The sequence below is a fragment of the Kushneria indalinina DSM 14324 genome (assembly GCF_003385845.1).
GTDB classification, from domain to species: domain Bacteria; phylum Pseudomonadota; class Gammaproteobacteria; order Pseudomonadales; family Halomonadaceae; genus Kushneria; species Kushneria indalinina.
Map to the genome: position 1 here is coordinate 407,268 of NZ_QRDJ01000008.1, position 14,251 is coordinate 421,518.

At 59.7% G+C, this 14,251-nt stretch carries 11 protein-coding genes and 1 riboswitch; of the genes, 5 read left to right on the forward strand and 6 right to left on the reverse strand.

Translation table 11 applies throughout. From position 1 onward, the window contains the following. Positions 1-39: 39 nt before the first annotated feature. Both C8D72_RS12875 and C8D72_RS12880 read left to right on the forward strand, forming a co-directional pair. The gene (locus C8D72_RS12875; protein ID WP_115854824.1) at positions 40-441 is read left to right on the forward strand and encodes a glutaredoxin family protein; all 402 of its coding nucleotides are present in this window, start codon (positions 40-42) and stop codon (positions 439-441) included. Positions 442-739: 298 nt separating this feature from the next. After that, on the forward strand, positions 740-2,332 hold the full coding sequence (locus C8D72_RS12880) for a solute:sodium symporter family transporter (RefSeq protein WP_115854825.1): 1,593 nt from the start codon (positions 740-742) through the stop codon (positions 2,330-2,332). Positions 2,333-2,471: 139 nt separating this feature from the next. Here the strand turns inward: C8D72_RS12880 and C8D72_RS12885 are convergent, their stop codons facing one another. The 3 genes from C8D72_RS12885 to thiC all read right to left on the reverse strand — a co-directional run bounded on the left by C8D72_RS12885 (position 2,472) and on the right by thiC (position 7,464). After that, positions 2,472-4,448, reverse strand: coding sequence for a beta-galactosidase (locus tag C8D72_RS12885; RefSeq protein ID WP_115854826.1), 1,977 nt, complete (start codon positions 4,446-4,448; stop codon positions 2,472-2,474). Positions 4,449-4,580: 132 nt separating this feature from the next. After that, the gene (locus C8D72_RS12890; protein WP_115854827.1) at positions 4,581-5,354 is read right to left on the reverse strand and encodes a FadR/GntR family transcriptional regulator; all 774 of its coding nucleotides are present in this window, start codon (positions 5,352-5,354) and stop codon (positions 4,581-4,583) included. Between the two features lie 175 nt (positions 5,355-5,529). After that, the gene (thiC, locus tag C8D72_RS12895; protein WP_115854828.1) at positions 5,530-7,464 is read right to left on the reverse strand and encodes a phosphomethylpyrimidine synthase ThiC; all 1,935 of its coding nucleotides are present in this window, start codon (positions 7,462-7,464) and stop codon (positions 5,530-5,532) included. Positions 7,465-7,550: 86 nt separating this feature from the next. Further along, a riboswitch (TPP riboswitch) is annotated at positions 7,551-7,675 on the reverse strand. 495 nt (positions 7,676-8,170) lie between these two features. Here thiC and C8D72_RS12900 point away from each other — a divergent pair. Further along, positions 8,171-8,830, forward strand: coding sequence for a pentapeptide repeat-containing protein (locus tag C8D72_RS12900; RefSeq protein ID WP_115854829.1), 660 nt, complete (start codon positions 8,171-8,173; stop codon positions 8,828-8,830). Between the two features lie 392 nt (positions 8,831-9,222). Here the strand turns inward: C8D72_RS12900 and tenA are convergent, their stop codons facing one another. Continuing rightward, complete coding sequence (tenA, locus tag C8D72_RS12905; protein ID WP_115854830.1) at positions 9,223-9,888, reverse strand: thiaminase II; 666 nt, start codon at positions 9,886-9,888, stop codon at positions 9,223-9,225. Positions 9,889-10,064: 176 nt separating this feature from the next. Here tenA and C8D72_RS12910 point away from each other — a divergent pair, with 176 nt between their 5' ends. Together C8D72_RS12910 and C8D72_RS12915 are read left to right on the forward strand one after the other, a co-directional pair. Continuing rightward, a complete protein-coding gene (locus C8D72_RS12910) occupies positions 10,065-11,309 on the forward strand; it encodes an MFS transporter (RefSeq protein WP_115855131.1) in 1,245 nt (414 codons plus the stop codon). A gap of 102 nt (positions 11,310-11,411) precedes the next feature. After that, entirely contained in the window at positions 11,412-12,287 is an 876-nt protein-coding gene (locus C8D72_RS12915; RefSeq protein WP_115854831.1) for a pirin family protein, read from the forward strand. Positions 12,288-12,396: 109 nt separating this feature from the next. Here the strand turns inward: C8D72_RS12915 and C8D72_RS12920 are convergent, their stop codons facing one another. Together C8D72_RS12920 and C8D72_RS12925 are read right to left on the reverse strand one after the other, a co-directional pair. After that, the gene (locus C8D72_RS12920) at positions 12,397-12,765 is read right to left on the reverse strand and encodes a DUF4870 family protein (RefSeq protein ID WP_245955256.1); all 369 of its coding nucleotides are present in this window, start codon (positions 12,763-12,765) and stop codon (positions 12,397-12,399) included. Positions 12,766-12,924: 159 nt separating this feature from the next. Continuing rightward, positions 12,925-14,241 carry an amidohydrolase gene (locus C8D72_RS12925; protein WP_281271627.1) on the reverse strand — a complete coding sequence of 439 codons (1,317 nt, stop codon included), beginning with the start codon at positions 14,239-14,241 and terminating at the stop codon, positions 12,925-12,927. Positions 14,242-14,251: the final 10 nt, after the last annotated feature.

Sequence of the window (14,251 nt, forward strand, 5' to 3'; positions counted from 1 at the left end):
GGGCACTGTCCTTTCGTTTTACTTCCCCACGGTGTCGTCATGAAAATACTGGTTCGTTATTTCTTCAAGGGCGTTCGCCTGGTGCTGGCGCCTGTCATGATCGCCCGCGACCGCTTCGGTCGGCCCGAACCGGTCACGCGCACCCAAAGGGCGCAGGCGGAAGTCGACCGCGCCTGCCAGTCGCTGACGCTGTATCAGTTTCGCACCTGTCCCTTCTGCGTGAAGGTCCGCCATGAAATGCATCGTCTGGCCCTGCCGATTGCCCTGCGCGATACCCAGCACGACGATGCTGCCCGGCAGGCATTGAAGGCTGGCGGTGGCCGCGTCAAGGTGCCGTGTCTTGCCATTGAGGAAAATGGCGGGACCGAATGGATGTATGAGTCCGACGCCATCAAGGCCTACCTGCAAAAGCGCTTCGAGCCTGATACCGCGACCGTATGAATGGATGAAACATTTCGCATGAAAGGCCCCGGCTTGCCGGGGCCTTTTGTGTTTGAGGGACACGGGAAATATTACCCTTCATGCGTTTTGACCTTTTCTGCTTCGAGATTTCTGGAGCGTTGCACGGCTCAGGAGTCTGAGTTCAGCAGGATAGAACGTTAGCGATACCTAAAATGTCCGGAATTGTTAGACATTTTATATAAATAGGTAAGACAAATTGCGAATGGTCTCTATCGTTCATGGCGATAGACTCGGTGGCTTCGCGCAAGACCTCTCCGTGTTTCCATAAGGCAACCCCATGAATGCGTTGACCCTGGCCTCGTTTGTCTTTTTTACCGCACTGGTAGCGTTCGTTACCTGGCGCATAACGCGTCACGATGATCATCGCCATTCGAACGGTTATTTTCTGGCAGGGCGCAGTCTGACCTTCCCGATCATTGCGGGCTCTTTGATGATGACCAACCTGTCGACCGAGCAGATGGTCGGGCTCAACGGTGCGGCATTTACCGACGGGCTATCGGTCATGGCCTGGGAGGTGATCGCGGTCGTCACCCTGGTCACCATGGCCATGTTCTTTCTACCGCGCTTTCTTAAAAGTGGTGTCACGACGGTGCCGGAGCTGCTGGCGCTGCGGTTTGATCGCACCACCCGGCTATTGGCCAATATTATTTTCATGGTGGCTTATGCGGCCATTCTTCTTCCCAGCATTCTTTATTCCGGTGCGCTCGGGCTGATGGGACTGCTGGATCTTCAGACGCTGACGGGTATCGAATCCAATGCGGTACTGCTGGTGCTGACCATTGTGGCCGTCGGCGTCGGCGGGTCCATCTACGCCCTGTTTGGCGGGCTGCGCTCGATTGCCATTTCCGACACCATCAACGGCGTAGGACTTTTGATCGGCGGGTTGATGATCGTCTATTTCGGACTCAACGCCATCAGTGATGGCCAGGGCATCCTGGCCGGTTGGGACACGCTCAAGACCAGCCATCCGGAGAAAATGCGCTCCTGGGGGACCGAAGATCAGTCGGTGCCTTTCTCCACCATCTTTACCGGCGTTCTGCTTTTGAACATGTTCTACTGGTGCACCAACCAGCAGATCATTCAGCGTACCTTTGCCGCTAAAACCCTGGCCGAAGGGCAAAAAGGGGTGCTTTTGACCGGGCTGCTCAAGCTGCTTGGACCGCTTTATCTGGTGCTGCCGGGCATTATTGCCTTTCATATGTATGTTGGCGAAGGCGTCAAGGCCGATGCGGCCTATGGACAGCTGGTCCATGACGTTTTGCCGGCGCCGCTGACAGGCTTTTTCGCCGCGGCGATGGTCGGGGCCATCCTGTCGTCTTTCAACTCGGCGCTGAATTCAACGGCAACGCTGTTCAGTCTGGATGTCTATAAGGCGCGACTGAAGCCGAATGCCACGGAAGCTCAGGTGGTGCGAGCTTCCAAGTGGTCGGGCTGGCTGATGGCGATCGCGGCCATGACCATTGCGCCCCTGATGGCCAGTCAGGAGAGCCTCTTTGTCTATGTCCAGAAGGTCAACTCGCTGTATTACGTCCCCCTGCTGTCGGTCATTCTGGTCGGCTTTTTGACCCGGCGTGTGCCGGCGCTTGCCGCCAATCTGGCGCTGGTGCTGGGCTGTGTGGTGATTGCCGCATTTTATTTCGTACCGCCGCTGGCCGGTGTCGTTGATGCCGTGTCCAATTTCCACTTCATTGCGATTGTCATGGTGCTTCTGGTGTTGATGATGCTGGCCATCGGTAAAATGATGCCGCGTGCCGAACCCTGGGTGCAGCAGGATGCCGGGGCCATCGACATGACGCCCTGGAGCAAGGCATGGCCGGCCAGCATTGCACTGCTGGTACTGGTCGTTGCCATCTATCTGGCCTTTATCTAGCCCTTGCCGGTGCCGCGCCTGTGGATCGCAGGCGCTAACCCGCTGTCCATGACGTCCTGTTCATAAAATCGCTGCCCATAACGCACTGTCCCCGCTCGGGAAACCGAAGCGGGGACAGTGCGTTATCCGGTTGTCGAAGCTAGTGCATCATCGACCAGACACTGACCCCGGCAGGAGGCAGTGTCGTGTCACCGATCAGATAGCCTGATGACGGAATCAGGTTGTCCGGCAGGTGACGGGGTTCAGGGGCATAGTTGAAGGCAAAGCAGAGCGCGCCGCGACGGCGCAGCCTGACCCCTTCGGGAAGCGCGGTGGTGGCGATATCGGCTGCGCGACACGCCTCGGCGAATATCGCCATCATGCTGTCCTCATCCAGCCAGGCGGTGAGATAGGCCACGCCCTGATGGTCGGTCACTGCCGGCATGCCGTCCTCGAAGCGGTGCACAACCCGGGCCTTTTGGCGCTTTTCATCCAGCTGTTCGCGCCAGCGCAGGGCATGACCCTGCGGGCTGCCGGGCAGGCTCAGGCGCGGATGGGTGCCCGGGCGCATGCCGTCGATCTGGTCCACCGTCACGCCGGTCAGCGTGGCCAGAGGCCCCGGTGCCAGGTTGGCAGGAATCTGAAAATCGGGGGTGCGTGAGCCGGAGCGCGCGCCGATGATCAATGGGGTGCCCGAGTCGCGGGCGGCCTCAAGCCTTGTCGCAAGGGCGTCGTCGGCAATGACCTGGCAGGGGAGCACGACCAGGGCGTAGCCGTCGAGCTCGGTGGTCGGGGAGACGATGTCGACATCAAGGCCCAGCCGGCGCAGGGCGCTGTACCAGCTCAGGTGCAGCTCCAGCGCATCGAAATCGGCGGCATGGGGCTGAATCTGACAGGCCCAGATGGCGCTGTAGTCAAACATCAGCGCGACCGATGCCGAGGCCGTGGTGATGTTTTCCCGGGCCAGGTCAGGAAGCTCGTCACGCACGGCCAGCAGCTCCGGCCAGGCGTTTGATTCACTGCCGTCGGGGCGCAACAGGCCCGCGTGCATCTGCTCCTGGGCGAAGGGTGCCTGACGCCAGCGGAAATAGGACACTACCTCGGCGCCGTGGGCGAAGGCTTCATGGCTCCATAGGCGCACCATGCCGGGCAGCGGGGCGGCGTTGCTGATCGCCCAGTTGACCGGCCCGGGCTGCTGTTCCATCACCCACCAGCGACCGCGGCACATGGCGCGGTAGAGATCGTGGTGAAAACCGGCAAAATCCGGATGGCCCTGCCGGCGGTAGTGATCACGAGTGGCCTCATCATGGGCGCCGCGTTCCAGAAAGCCCAGCGGATAGCTGTCCCAGCTGGCGATATCGAGATCACGGGCAACATCGAAATGATCGAACTCGGTAAAAAGCCCCATGAAGTTGTGAACGATATCCACGGATACTCCGGCGGTGCGCAGGGTATCGACCTGCAGGCGGTTGTAGGTCACCACCAGATCCGAACAGTAGCGGCGGTAATCGAGCACGATGGCCGGGTGGGGCTCGGTCACGGTGCCAACCGGTGCTTCCACCTGGTCAAACTCGGTGACCTCCATGCTCCAGAACACGCTGCCCCAGGCGTTGTTGAGCGCCTCAACATCGCCGTAGCGCTGCTGGAGCCAGTCGCCGAAGCCGGCGCGCGCCGCCGGCGAGTAGCTGAGAATGGTGTCGTGACAGCCGTATTCGTTGTCGGTCTGCCAGGCGATGATGGCGGGGTGGCCCGCGTAGCGCTCGGCCATCAGCCGGATGATGCGCTCGCTTTGCGTGCGATAGACCGGCGAGGCAAAGCAGTAGTGGCGGCGCGACCCAAAACCTCGTGGTCGACCATGTTCGTCCACGGCGAGAATCTCCGGATGTGTATCGACCAGCCACTTGGGCGGGGTCGCGGTGGGGGTACCCATCACGATGGAAAGGCCGGCCTCGGCCAGTGTTGCCACGGCCTCATCAAGCCAATCAAACTGCAGCTCCCCCGGGCGCGGCTCCAGCCGACTCCAGGCAAATTCACCGATACGCACAACGCTGATGCCGGCCTCGACCATGGCTCGCGCGTCGTCGGCCCAGCGCTCTCGGGGCCAGTGTTCCGGGTAATAACAGACACCTAATTGCATGGCTTGCTCCTGGGGTGTGGGTGTCGAGGGCAGGGCGTGCTCATCATGTATCGCCATGAGGAGCAGTAGGTGACGAGGCGGCAGTGCCTTGTCGGCACAAAATCCGTTCGGGGGTCACCTCACGGGATTCATTCACAGGGGCGTTAGCGGGCCGGGGCGCAGCGCGGTCGGTCTGCCGGAGAGCTCAAGGTCGGCTGCCGTACGGGCCAGAACATGCTCGGTGGCTTCGCGGGCCGCTGCCGGTTGTCGCATCCGGATGGCCTCCAGGACCCGGCGGTGGCGCTCCAGGCTGTCGTCGAGTCGGTCAACACGATGATGAGAGCGCTGGATCAGCGCTACAATCGAGGGGCGAAGCAAAAGCCCCATCTGGCGCCACACCAGGTTATGACCGGCACTGTAGATGGCTTCATGGAAGGCGATGTCGTAATCAATGTGAGCGTTGCGCTGTTCCGGATCATCCGCCGTCTCACACATGCCGTTAAAGGCGCTTTCGATCTTTGCCAGATCCTGGGCCGTGGCGGCCAGTGCTGCCAGCTCGCTGACATAGGGTTCGGCGGCCAGTCGAAAGGCAAACACCTCATGCACCAGCTGGGGGTGTGGTGTGTCCAGTCCGGCAAGCCAGAGGCTCATGTTCGGGTCAAGCAGATGCCAGTCGGCAATATCGCGCACGATGGTGCCACGCCCGGCAGTGCGCTCTATGAGCCCGCAGCTGCTCAGGGTCGCCAGGGCATTGCGTATCCGGTTGCGGCTGGCGTCAAAGTGACGACATAGATCCAGCTCTCGGGGGAAGATGTCACCGCTGGCCCACTGGCCCGACAAAATGGTATGTGCCAGCACCAAGGCAAGCGTATCGGCATCAGCGTCGGCAGCAGCATGAGGTAGATGCTCGAGCTCGGTCACAGGCATGTCTCCAAATATCAGATATAAATATAATAATGTCTGATATTTAGCTCAACGGCTGCCTGACCATCGGCCTATAGACATTGGTCGCGCAGGGGTGGGCCCTTGTCACCGGTGGCGGGAGACGCTACGGCAGGCCCATGAAAGGCCCCGGTTTGCCGGGGCCTTTTGCGTTGGCGGGTCAAACTTCCTTGTAGAGTTCGCTGCCGCTGTCGCGAAACTTCTCCGCCTGCTCGGCCATACCGCGTCGCATGGCGTCTTCATCGCCCTGAAGCCCACGGTCGCGCGCGTATTCACGGACTTCCTGACTGATTTTCATCGAGCAGAACTTCGGCCCGCACATGGAGCAAAAGTGCGCCACCTTGGCCGAGTCCTTGGGCAGGGTTTCGTCGTGGTATTCCCGCGCGGTGTCCGGGTCGAGCCCCAGGTTGAACTGATCCTCCCAGCGAAACTCGAAGCGCGCCTTGGACAACGCGTTGTCGCGTCGCTGCGAGGCGGGGTGGCCCTTGGCGAGATCGGCGGCGTGGGCGGCGATCTTGTAGGTGATGATGCCGGTCTTCACATCGTCGCGGTTGGGCAGGCCCAGATGCTCCTTGGGCGTGACGTAGCAGAGCATCGCGCAGCCGTACCAGCCGATCATCGCCGCGCCGATGCCGGAGGTGATGTGGTCATAGCCCGGCGCGATGTCGGTGGTCAGCGGCCCGAGGGTGTAGAAGGGCGCCTCGTCACAGCACTCGAGCTGCTTGTCCATGTTCTCCTTGATCAGGTGCATCGGCACGTGGCCGGGCCCTTCGATCATCACCTGCACGTCGTGACGCCATGCGATTTGCGTCAGCTCGCCCAGGGTTTCGAGCTCGGCAAACTGGGCGGCGTCGTTGGCATCGGCAATCGATCCCGGGCGCAGGCCGTCGCCCAGCGAGAAGGCGACGTCATAGGCCGTCATGATCTCGCAGATCTCTTCAAAGCGGGTGTAGAGAAAGCTTTCCTCATGATGAGCCAGACACCACTTGGCCATGATCGAGCCGCCACGCGAGACAATGCCGGTGGTGCGTTCAGCGGTCATCGGCACATGGTGCAGCCTGACGCCGGCGTGGATGGTGAAGTAGTCCACGCCCTGTTCGGCCTGCTCGATGAGCGTATCGCGAAAGATCTCCCAGGTGAGGTTTTCGGCCACGCCACCCACCTTTTCCAGCGCCTGATAGAGCGGCACCGTGCCGATCGGCACCGGCGAGTTGCGCAGTATCCACTCGCGGGTCTCGTGAATGTTCTGACCGGTGGAGAGATCCATGATGGTATCGGCGCCCCAGCGGATGCCCCAGGTCATCTTGTCGACCTCTTCCTCGATCGAGGAGGTCACCGCCGAGTTGCCCAGGTTGCCGTTGATCTTCACCAGGAAATTGCGCCCGATGATCATCGGCTCGCTTTCGGGGTGGTTGATGTTGTTGGGAATGATCGCCCGCCCGCGGGCCACTTCCTCGCGCACGAATTCGGCCGTGATCTCCTCCGGCAGGCGGGCGCCAAAGGATTCGCCCGGGTGCTGATGACCCAGAATGCGCTCGACTTCCTCATTGCCGATCTGCTGTCGGCGCTGGTTCTCGCGCAGGGCGATGAATTCCATTTCCGGGGTGATGATCCCCTGTCGGGCGTAGTGCATCTGGGTCACGTTGCGTCCCGGCTTCGCGCGCCGCGGGGTGCGTTTCAAATCAAAACGCAGGGTCGCCAGACGCGGGTCCTCGGAGCGGCGCTTGCCGTATTCAGAGGTGGGGCCGTCCAGCCACTCGGTGTCACCGCGCTCATCGATCCAGGCCCGGCGCAAATCCGCCAGACCGCGGCGGATGTCGATATCGGCGCCCGGGTCGGTGTAGGGGCCGGAAGTGTCATAGACCAGCAGCGGCGGGTTCTCTTCGATGCCATCACGGGTCGTGGTGGGGGAAAGGCTGATTTCGCGCATCGGCACGCGGATGTCCGGGCGCGAGCCTTCAATGAAGACCTTGCGAGACGCGGGCAGTGGCGACACGGAGGCGCTGTCGACGCGGGCACTGTCGGCCAGAAAGGTGGGTTGCTTACTGCCGCGACGCGGGGCGTGCGATTCCTGAGAGATCGTGCTTTCGGTCATGTGTTGTGCTCCAGAGCGTGACGTCAGTCAGCCGGCGCACAGCGTAGGCAGGAAGGGGAGGTGTTGCAGGGCGCCGGAACGGCAGCGCGGACCCTTCGCTTGAATCCCTACGCCGGTATTAGCCGGATCAGGTTCATCGGGATCCACCGTGGTATCGCACAGCGATACAAGGTGATCTCAGCCGGTTCCACCGGCACCCCGTCAAGCAAGCGATGGCCAGGCCATCGCGGGTTCAGTCTGTTCTGTTCGGCGCCAGACGGTCAAGCCCTGTCCGGCGCCTTGCCTCGCAAAAGGGGCATCGAGTGTGAAAGATGTCTGAAAATGCCCATGATCTCTTGATGGAAAAGCTCCCCAAGTAAGCGCTGCGGGCGTTTGGTTCAACTAAAAATGTCAATCTTCCCTAAAGTTTCCTCTAATAAATGGCGATAGAGAAAAAATGATCACGTTCAATGGCTGAATCTACGTGGTTGCTGGCGCGTGCTTTTATCGCCGGATGCTCCAGAAACTGCTACACCTCTACCTCGCATAATGGCGGGGTTATGCATGATATGAGTACGAAGAAAGAATCGAATTCAAGGGCAGCAAACTTTCTCGATGTGTAGGTTGTAGCGCTTTGCCAGTGATGTAGCCTTGAATCGCATGTTTATCGCGATTTTAATCTGGGTATGTGATCACTGTTCTTTGAATTTATGAAATCGGATTTTCTATGTCGGCAAACGATAGAAATAGATATGCTTTCAGTTATGTGAATCACGACGTTCGGGAGAGGAGGTTTATCTACAAAAATTTCAACAGGTCATCAAGTTATCGTTCTAATTTCTCAAGTTCAAGTTTCGTGGGATCATCTTTTGTTGGGGTGAAGTTTAAATTCTGTAGCTTTTATAAAGCAGATTTCAAGGACTGTTTGATACGTGGTACATTGTTCAGAAAGTGCAATTTTCAAATGGCTACATTCACTAACTGTCTGATGGAGGAGAATATATTTAATGGAACGAAATTAGAAAGCTGTAAGTTCGTAAATTGCAAGATTATTGGTTCGCCTAAAATTTTCCAAACTGTTCCCGAGGAAAATTTTGAGCATACAGAAATATTAAACTTCTACTCGAATGAAAAAATTTTTTCTGATGCTCTTGTCCAGAGAGTCGAACAATTAAGATCTCACGATTATATTCGGCGTTCCTCAGTCTTGCACAGGAAAAAGGGGAAAATTAACGCTTTAGCATTAAAGGTGTTGGTTGAGGAGTTTGATGCCGACTTTTTAATTAAAGCTCTTTCAGAGGTAGAAGGGTTAGTGACAAGGGAGTTTTACACTCTGTCATATATTCAGAGCATATTGCGCAAATTGAGTATTGGTGATAAGTTTTAATCCCGCGGTTTTGTCACCCATGGGGCTCTAGAAACTAACGACCATATGCTTGTCTACGGACTGATGCGGGGTTAAGGCTTTAATGGTCACAAAGTTAGTGGAGGTATTGCCTATGGTAATGGATATGTTAACAATCCTATCTTTTGCAGTTTTGATATTGTACAAAGTGGTTTTGGCTATCAGTTCCATGTTTGGTGGCAAGATTCAAAAATTCCCGCAAGATATCGTATCTGATCTACTCCAGCTTGCATCGCCAAGTGCTTTATCGAGTAATAGCGCCTCGCTCGTAAGGTAGCCTTGACGCTGCTCATCAACTCCATCGGGACCTATCGTGATCCCGCTTGGCGATACAGGGTGATCTCGGCTGGTGCCATCGTCACCCCGTCAAATCCTCAGCGCGCCGCATCAAGCCCCATCTGCCAGAAGGCCGCTTCAAGGCGCGTGGCATCACGAAAGGTCGTGGTCAGCTGGGCAAAGCGCTGCGGGGAGAGCTCGGCGAGGCGTTCGTCCAGCCACAGGTGCTCGCGGTGGGCGGCCTGTTGGTACTCCTCGTCGCGATACATGTCGATCCACGCCTGGTAGGGGTTATCCACGCTAACGGTCTGCGACCGCGTGCTAATCCAATCGGCAATCTCGGCGTAGCCGATCAGACACGGGGCCAGCGCCACGTGCAGATCCAGAAGCTCGCCCCGGTGGCCGCAGTCCAGCACGAAGCGGGTGTAGGCCAGCGTTTCCTGCGCTTCAGGCAGATTCTGAAGCTCCTCTTGATCGATGCCCCATGCCCGGCAGTAGTCCACGTGCAGGTCCATCTCGGTGTCCACGATGGTCTTGAGATTGTCCAGCGAGTGGCGAAGTTCACTCATGTCGCGGCTTTTATAGACCGCCAGGCCCCAGGCGCGGGCAAAATGCACCAGAAACAGATAATCCTGCTGCAGGTAGTGGCGAAAGGCCGCTGCGGGCAGCGTCGCCTCGCTGACGCCGGCCACGAAGGGGTGCTGGATGTAGGCCTGCCATTGATCACGGCAGGCCTGTTTGAGGCTGTCGAAATTCTGAGCCATGTCGAAGTCTCCATAGGGGCTGGTCGGGTATCTCCAGGATAAACCATCGATGGGTGTGTCCGACATCAGCAGTCAGGCAGGGATACGTAGGATCTGGCGAGTCGTCTTATAATATGGGCGATAACGATTCACGTTCTGACGCCATCGATCGGCGCCAGAGTCCACAGGGAGACATCATGTCCCGCACAAGTCATCCGGGCAGTGACGCATCAGCCACACCCGGTGAAGAGGTTCCGTTCATCGAGCGCGGGGGCCGCGATTACCGCCCGACCATGCTGGCGCTGTTTCTGGGCGCCTTTTCCACTTTTGCACTGCTCTACTGCGTGCAGCCGATGCTGCCGATCCTGTCCGAGGCCTTCGGGATTGACCCTGCCAGCACCAGCCTGGTGCTGTCGGTCTCGACCGGCATGCTGGCGGTGGGGCTTTTGATGACCGGCCCCATTTCCGATGCCGTTGGGCGCAAGAAGATGATGTCACTGGCGCTTTTGAGCGCCTCTGCGCTGACCATCGGTGCGGCGTTCATGCAGCACTGGGGCGCCATTCTGGTCATGCGCGCGCTGGCCGGGCTTTCGATGGCCGGGCTGTGCGGCGTGGCGATGGCCTATCTCAACGAGGAGATTCACCCGAGCTTTATCGGCGTCTCGATGGGGCTCTATATCGGTGGCAACGCCATCGGCGGCATGAGCGGGCGTTTGATCAGCGGCGTGATGGTGGATTTCGTCCACTGGCGGGTGACGCTGGCCACCATGGGGATCATCTCGTTGATCACGGCGATCGCCTTTATGAAGATGCTGCCGGCCTCACGTCATTTCGAACCGCGCAAGCTCAGTGTGGCCAATCTGGTGGGCGCCTTTCGGCTGCACTTTCGCGATGCCGGACTCCCCTGGCTTTTCCTGGAAGCCTTTTTGCTGATGGGCAGCTTTGTGACGCTGTTCAACTACATCGTCTATCGGCTGCTGGAGGCCCCGTATCACTTCAGCCAGACGGTGATCGGGCTGTTGTCGATTGTCTATCTCTCCGGCATCTACAGCTCGGCCTGGGCGGGTGGGCTTGCCGACCGGCTGGGGCGGCCGCGCGTCTTCTGGGTGTTCATCGTCGTCATGCTTGCAGGGCTTGCCTTGACGCTGGCCTCGCCGGTGGCGCTGATTCTGGCCGGCATGCTGATCTTTACCTTTGGCTTTTTTGCCGCGCATTCGATTGCCAGCGGCTGGGTCGGACAGCGCGCCACCCAGGCGCGGGGGCAGGCCTCGTCGCTGTATCTGTTCAGCTACTATCTCGGCTCGAGTCTGGCCGGTACGCTGGGCGGCGCCTTCTGGGCACTGGGGGGCTGGAACGGCGTGGCGGCCTTTATCGCTGCGCTGCTGGTACTGGCGCTACTGGTGGGACTGCGACTGCGCCGGCTGACCGCTCAGCCCTCGTGAGATCAGAGCGGGCGTTCTTATAATATGTTCACGGCACGCTGCAGGGATGTGTCTTATACTTGTTCGTATCAGTGTTTCATTTGCATACAGGACAAGGCACCGATGACAGCTCGAAAAGTACGGCACTTGCACACCGCCATTCGCGATGACATCGGCGATCTGATTACGCATCGCCCGTTGCCTGGTCCTTCCATCGATTATCTCGACCCTTATCTGTTTCTCAATCACCATGGGCCGCAGGTCTATGAGCGTGATAACAAGGGCCTGCCGTTCGGACCGCATCCGCACCGTGGTTTTGAAACCGTGACCTTCATTCTTGATGGCTCGCTGGCCCACGCCGACAGTGATGATCACAAGAGCATTATCAACACCGGCGGCGTGCAGTGGATGACCGCTGGACGTGGACTGGTGCACTCGGAAGTCTCCCCCGAGGCCTTCCGCCGTGACGGTGGGCGCATGGAGATTCTCCAGCTCTGGATCAATCTGCCTGCCGAACTCAAGATGACCGAGCCCCGCTATACTGGGCTTCAGGCCGATGATCTGGTGCAGGTCGAACTCGATGAAGGGCGCGGTCACCTGACCCTGATTGCCGGCGAGTTTGACCAGCAGGACAGCACCTTCCGCGGCCCCATCGAGACGCCGACGACCAGCTTCATGTCGATCATCACCATCAAGGAAGGGTCACTAATCCAGCTGCCGGTACCCGAGGATCACGAGATATTTTGCTACGTGGTACGCGGTAATATCATGATTTCGGAGCAGGCGATTCGCCCTTGTCACCTGATCGAGTTCGACACCAAAGGCGACTACGTCGAGATTCGCGGCTCGGGTGACGCCACGCTGATTTTCGGCCATTCGCCGCGGCTGAAGGAACCCATGGTCTCCCATGGTCCCTTCGTGATGAATACGCGCGAAGAGATCGATCAGGCCGTCAGCGACTACCAGAACGGCCGGTTTGGCGGGCTTGCCGCCAACTGATGCGCTAAATCCCGAGCGCTCGTAAAAACGCCCGCAGCCATGGCTGCGGGCGTTTTTATGGCCTGAAGGCAACGACAAACGACCAGAGCACTGACAAATGGTCAGGGCACTACCAGGCCCAGTTCATCAGTGGCGAGGGCGTGCGCTGGCGCTCCAGTTCTCGCCAGCCGCGCACGCAGCGTACGATGAGCCACACCGTAATTAACGGAAACAGCAGCACGCCGACGCCCAGCACCGACAGCATCGTCGCCAGCACCATGTAGAGCAGGCCAATCCAGAAGGTGCGAATCAAAAAGGTGTAGTGATCGGCCAGCCATGCCGGCGAGCGGCGGCGGTAGATATAGGCAATGACCAGTCCGGCCAGCGCCGTAATACCGGTCAGAATGCTGCCCAGATAAAGGGCATAGCCGATGCGCACCATCATCGGATCGTCATCGGGGGCCGGGTCTTCATGAACTATCGGGTCCCTGTCGGTCACTCAGTGCTCCTCGGGATAGTGGGATGGTCTCATCATAACCCGACAGGGAAGGGGCTGTCCGCGCCGGTTCGGCTCGGGCAATCCGTGGCGCGAGGATGCCCCGGCCGATATCGCACGCCAGCTCATCGGCGGTCATGGCGTGCGCCGGTGCTATCCATGTCAAAGGCTATCCATGTCGAAGGCGAGAAGAGCGAGGGTGCGCACCGCCAGCGGCAGTACGGCCTCGTTGAAGTCAAAGCACTGGTGGTGGTGGCCGGCGGCAAGCTCCGTGCCGAAGATCATGTAGGTGGCCAGGCCGCCGCGCTCCTGAACCCGACGCATCATGCAGGTGGCATCCTCCGACCCCGATGGCTCGCTGATGCTTGGCGTGACCACGTCAATGCCCGGCAGCCCTTCAATGCGGCGCTGAATGTAGTCGACCAGCGCCGGGCTTGCGGTGCAGGTGTCCGCCTCGCCGGCCAGACTGTATTCGACGCTGACGCCGTGCATCTGTGCGGCACCTTCGATGACCTCGATGGCACGCCGGCGCATCTCCTCGTTGATGGTCGTGTTCTCGCCGCGGGTTTCGATTTTCATGCTGGCACTGGCGGGCACCACATTGCGGCCGCTGCCGGCGTTGAGTACACCCACATTGATGCGTGAGGCACCGCCGCTGTGACGGGGGATGGCGTGCAGCCCCACGGCGGCCTGAGCGGCGGCCAGCAACGCGTTGCGGCCCTCTTCGGGACGGCCGCCGGCGTGGGCCGGCACGCCGGTGTAGCGCACGTCGAGTTTGGTGGTGGCCAGGTAGCCATCCTGGGCGCAGACGACTTCGCCGCAGGGGATGTCCATGCCGATGTGGGTGGCAATAAAGACATCGACGTCATCAAGCACGCCGGCATCCACCATGGAGCGCGCGCCACGCACGCCTTCCTCGGCGGGCTGGAAGATCAGCTTGATGCGACCGGAGAGGTCGGCCTCGAGCGCCTTGAACAGTCGGGCCAGCCCCAGCCCGATGGTGGTGTGCCCGTCGTGGCCGCAGGCGTGCATCATGCCGGCATTTTGTGAGCCAAATCCTTCCTGAGCGGGGCGATGCGTCTGTTCATTGGACTCCTCGAGATCCAGCGCATCCAGGTCGATGCGATAGCCGATGGTCGGCCCGGGGCGGCCGGTATCGAGCACGCCCACCACGCCGGTAAAACCGCCGGAAAGCTGCGGCAGCCAGCGCTCGATGGCCCCCTGGGTTCGGGCGCGCGCCTCTTCGCGCGTCAGGGTGTCGGCGTCCGGTACGCCCATGCGGGCAGCCTCGTCGACGACGTCGCGCCCCAGGGTGACCTGATAGCCCAGCCGGTCGAGCTCCTCGGCCACGATCGAGGCGGTGCGAAACTCGACCCAGCCCGATTCGGCATGACGATGGAAGTCGCGCCGCCAGACCGTCAGCTGTGGCTGGAGTTCTTCAAGATGGCTCTCAAGCGTGTGGGCAGGCATCTGTGACATGACAACACTC

What these genes read in the sequence shown, in the direction of transcription:
- C8D72_RS12890 (WP_115854827.1), bottom strand. Translation starts at nt 5,354, where the DNA reads ATGCCTGTGACCGAGCTCGAGCATCTACCTCATGCTGCTGCCGACGCT.
- C8D72_RS12880 (WP_115854825.1), top strand. Translation starts at nt 740, where the DNA reads ATGAATGCGTTGACCCTGGCCTCGTTTGTCTTTTTTACCGCACTGGTA.
- C8D72_RS12910 (WP_115855131.1), top strand. Translation starts at nt 10,065, where the DNA reads ATGTCCCGCACAAGTCATCCGGGCAGTGACGCATCAGCCACACCCGGT.
- C8D72_RS12885 (WP_115854826.1), bottom strand. Translation starts at nt 4,448, where the DNA reads ATGCAATTAGGTGTCTGTTATTACCCGGAACACTGGCCCCGAGAGCGC.
- C8D72_RS12875 (WP_115854824.1), top strand. Translation starts at nt 40, where the DNA reads ATGAAAATACTGGTTCGTTATTTCTTCAAGGGCGTTCGCCTGGTGCTG.
- C8D72_RS12915 (WP_115854831.1), top strand. Translation starts at nt 11,412, where the DNA reads ATGACAGCTCGAAAAGTACGGCACTTGCACACCGCCATTCGCGATGAC.
- thiC (WP_115854828.1), bottom strand. Translation starts at nt 7,464, where the DNA reads ATGACCGAAAGCACGATCTCTCAGGAATCGCACGCCCCGCGTCGCGGC.
- C8D72_RS12900 (WP_115854829.1), top strand. Translation starts at nt 8,171, where the DNA reads ATGTCGGCAAACGATAGAAATAGATATGCTTTCAGTTATGTGAATCAC.
- tenA (WP_115854830.1), bottom strand. Translation starts at nt 9,888, where the DNA reads ATGGCTCAGAATTTCGACAGCCTCAAACAGGCCTGCCGTGATCAATGG.
- C8D72_RS12925 (WP_281271627.1), bottom strand. Translation starts at nt 14,241, where the DNA reads ATGTCACAGATGCCTGCCCACACGCTTGAGAGCCATCTTGAAGAACTC.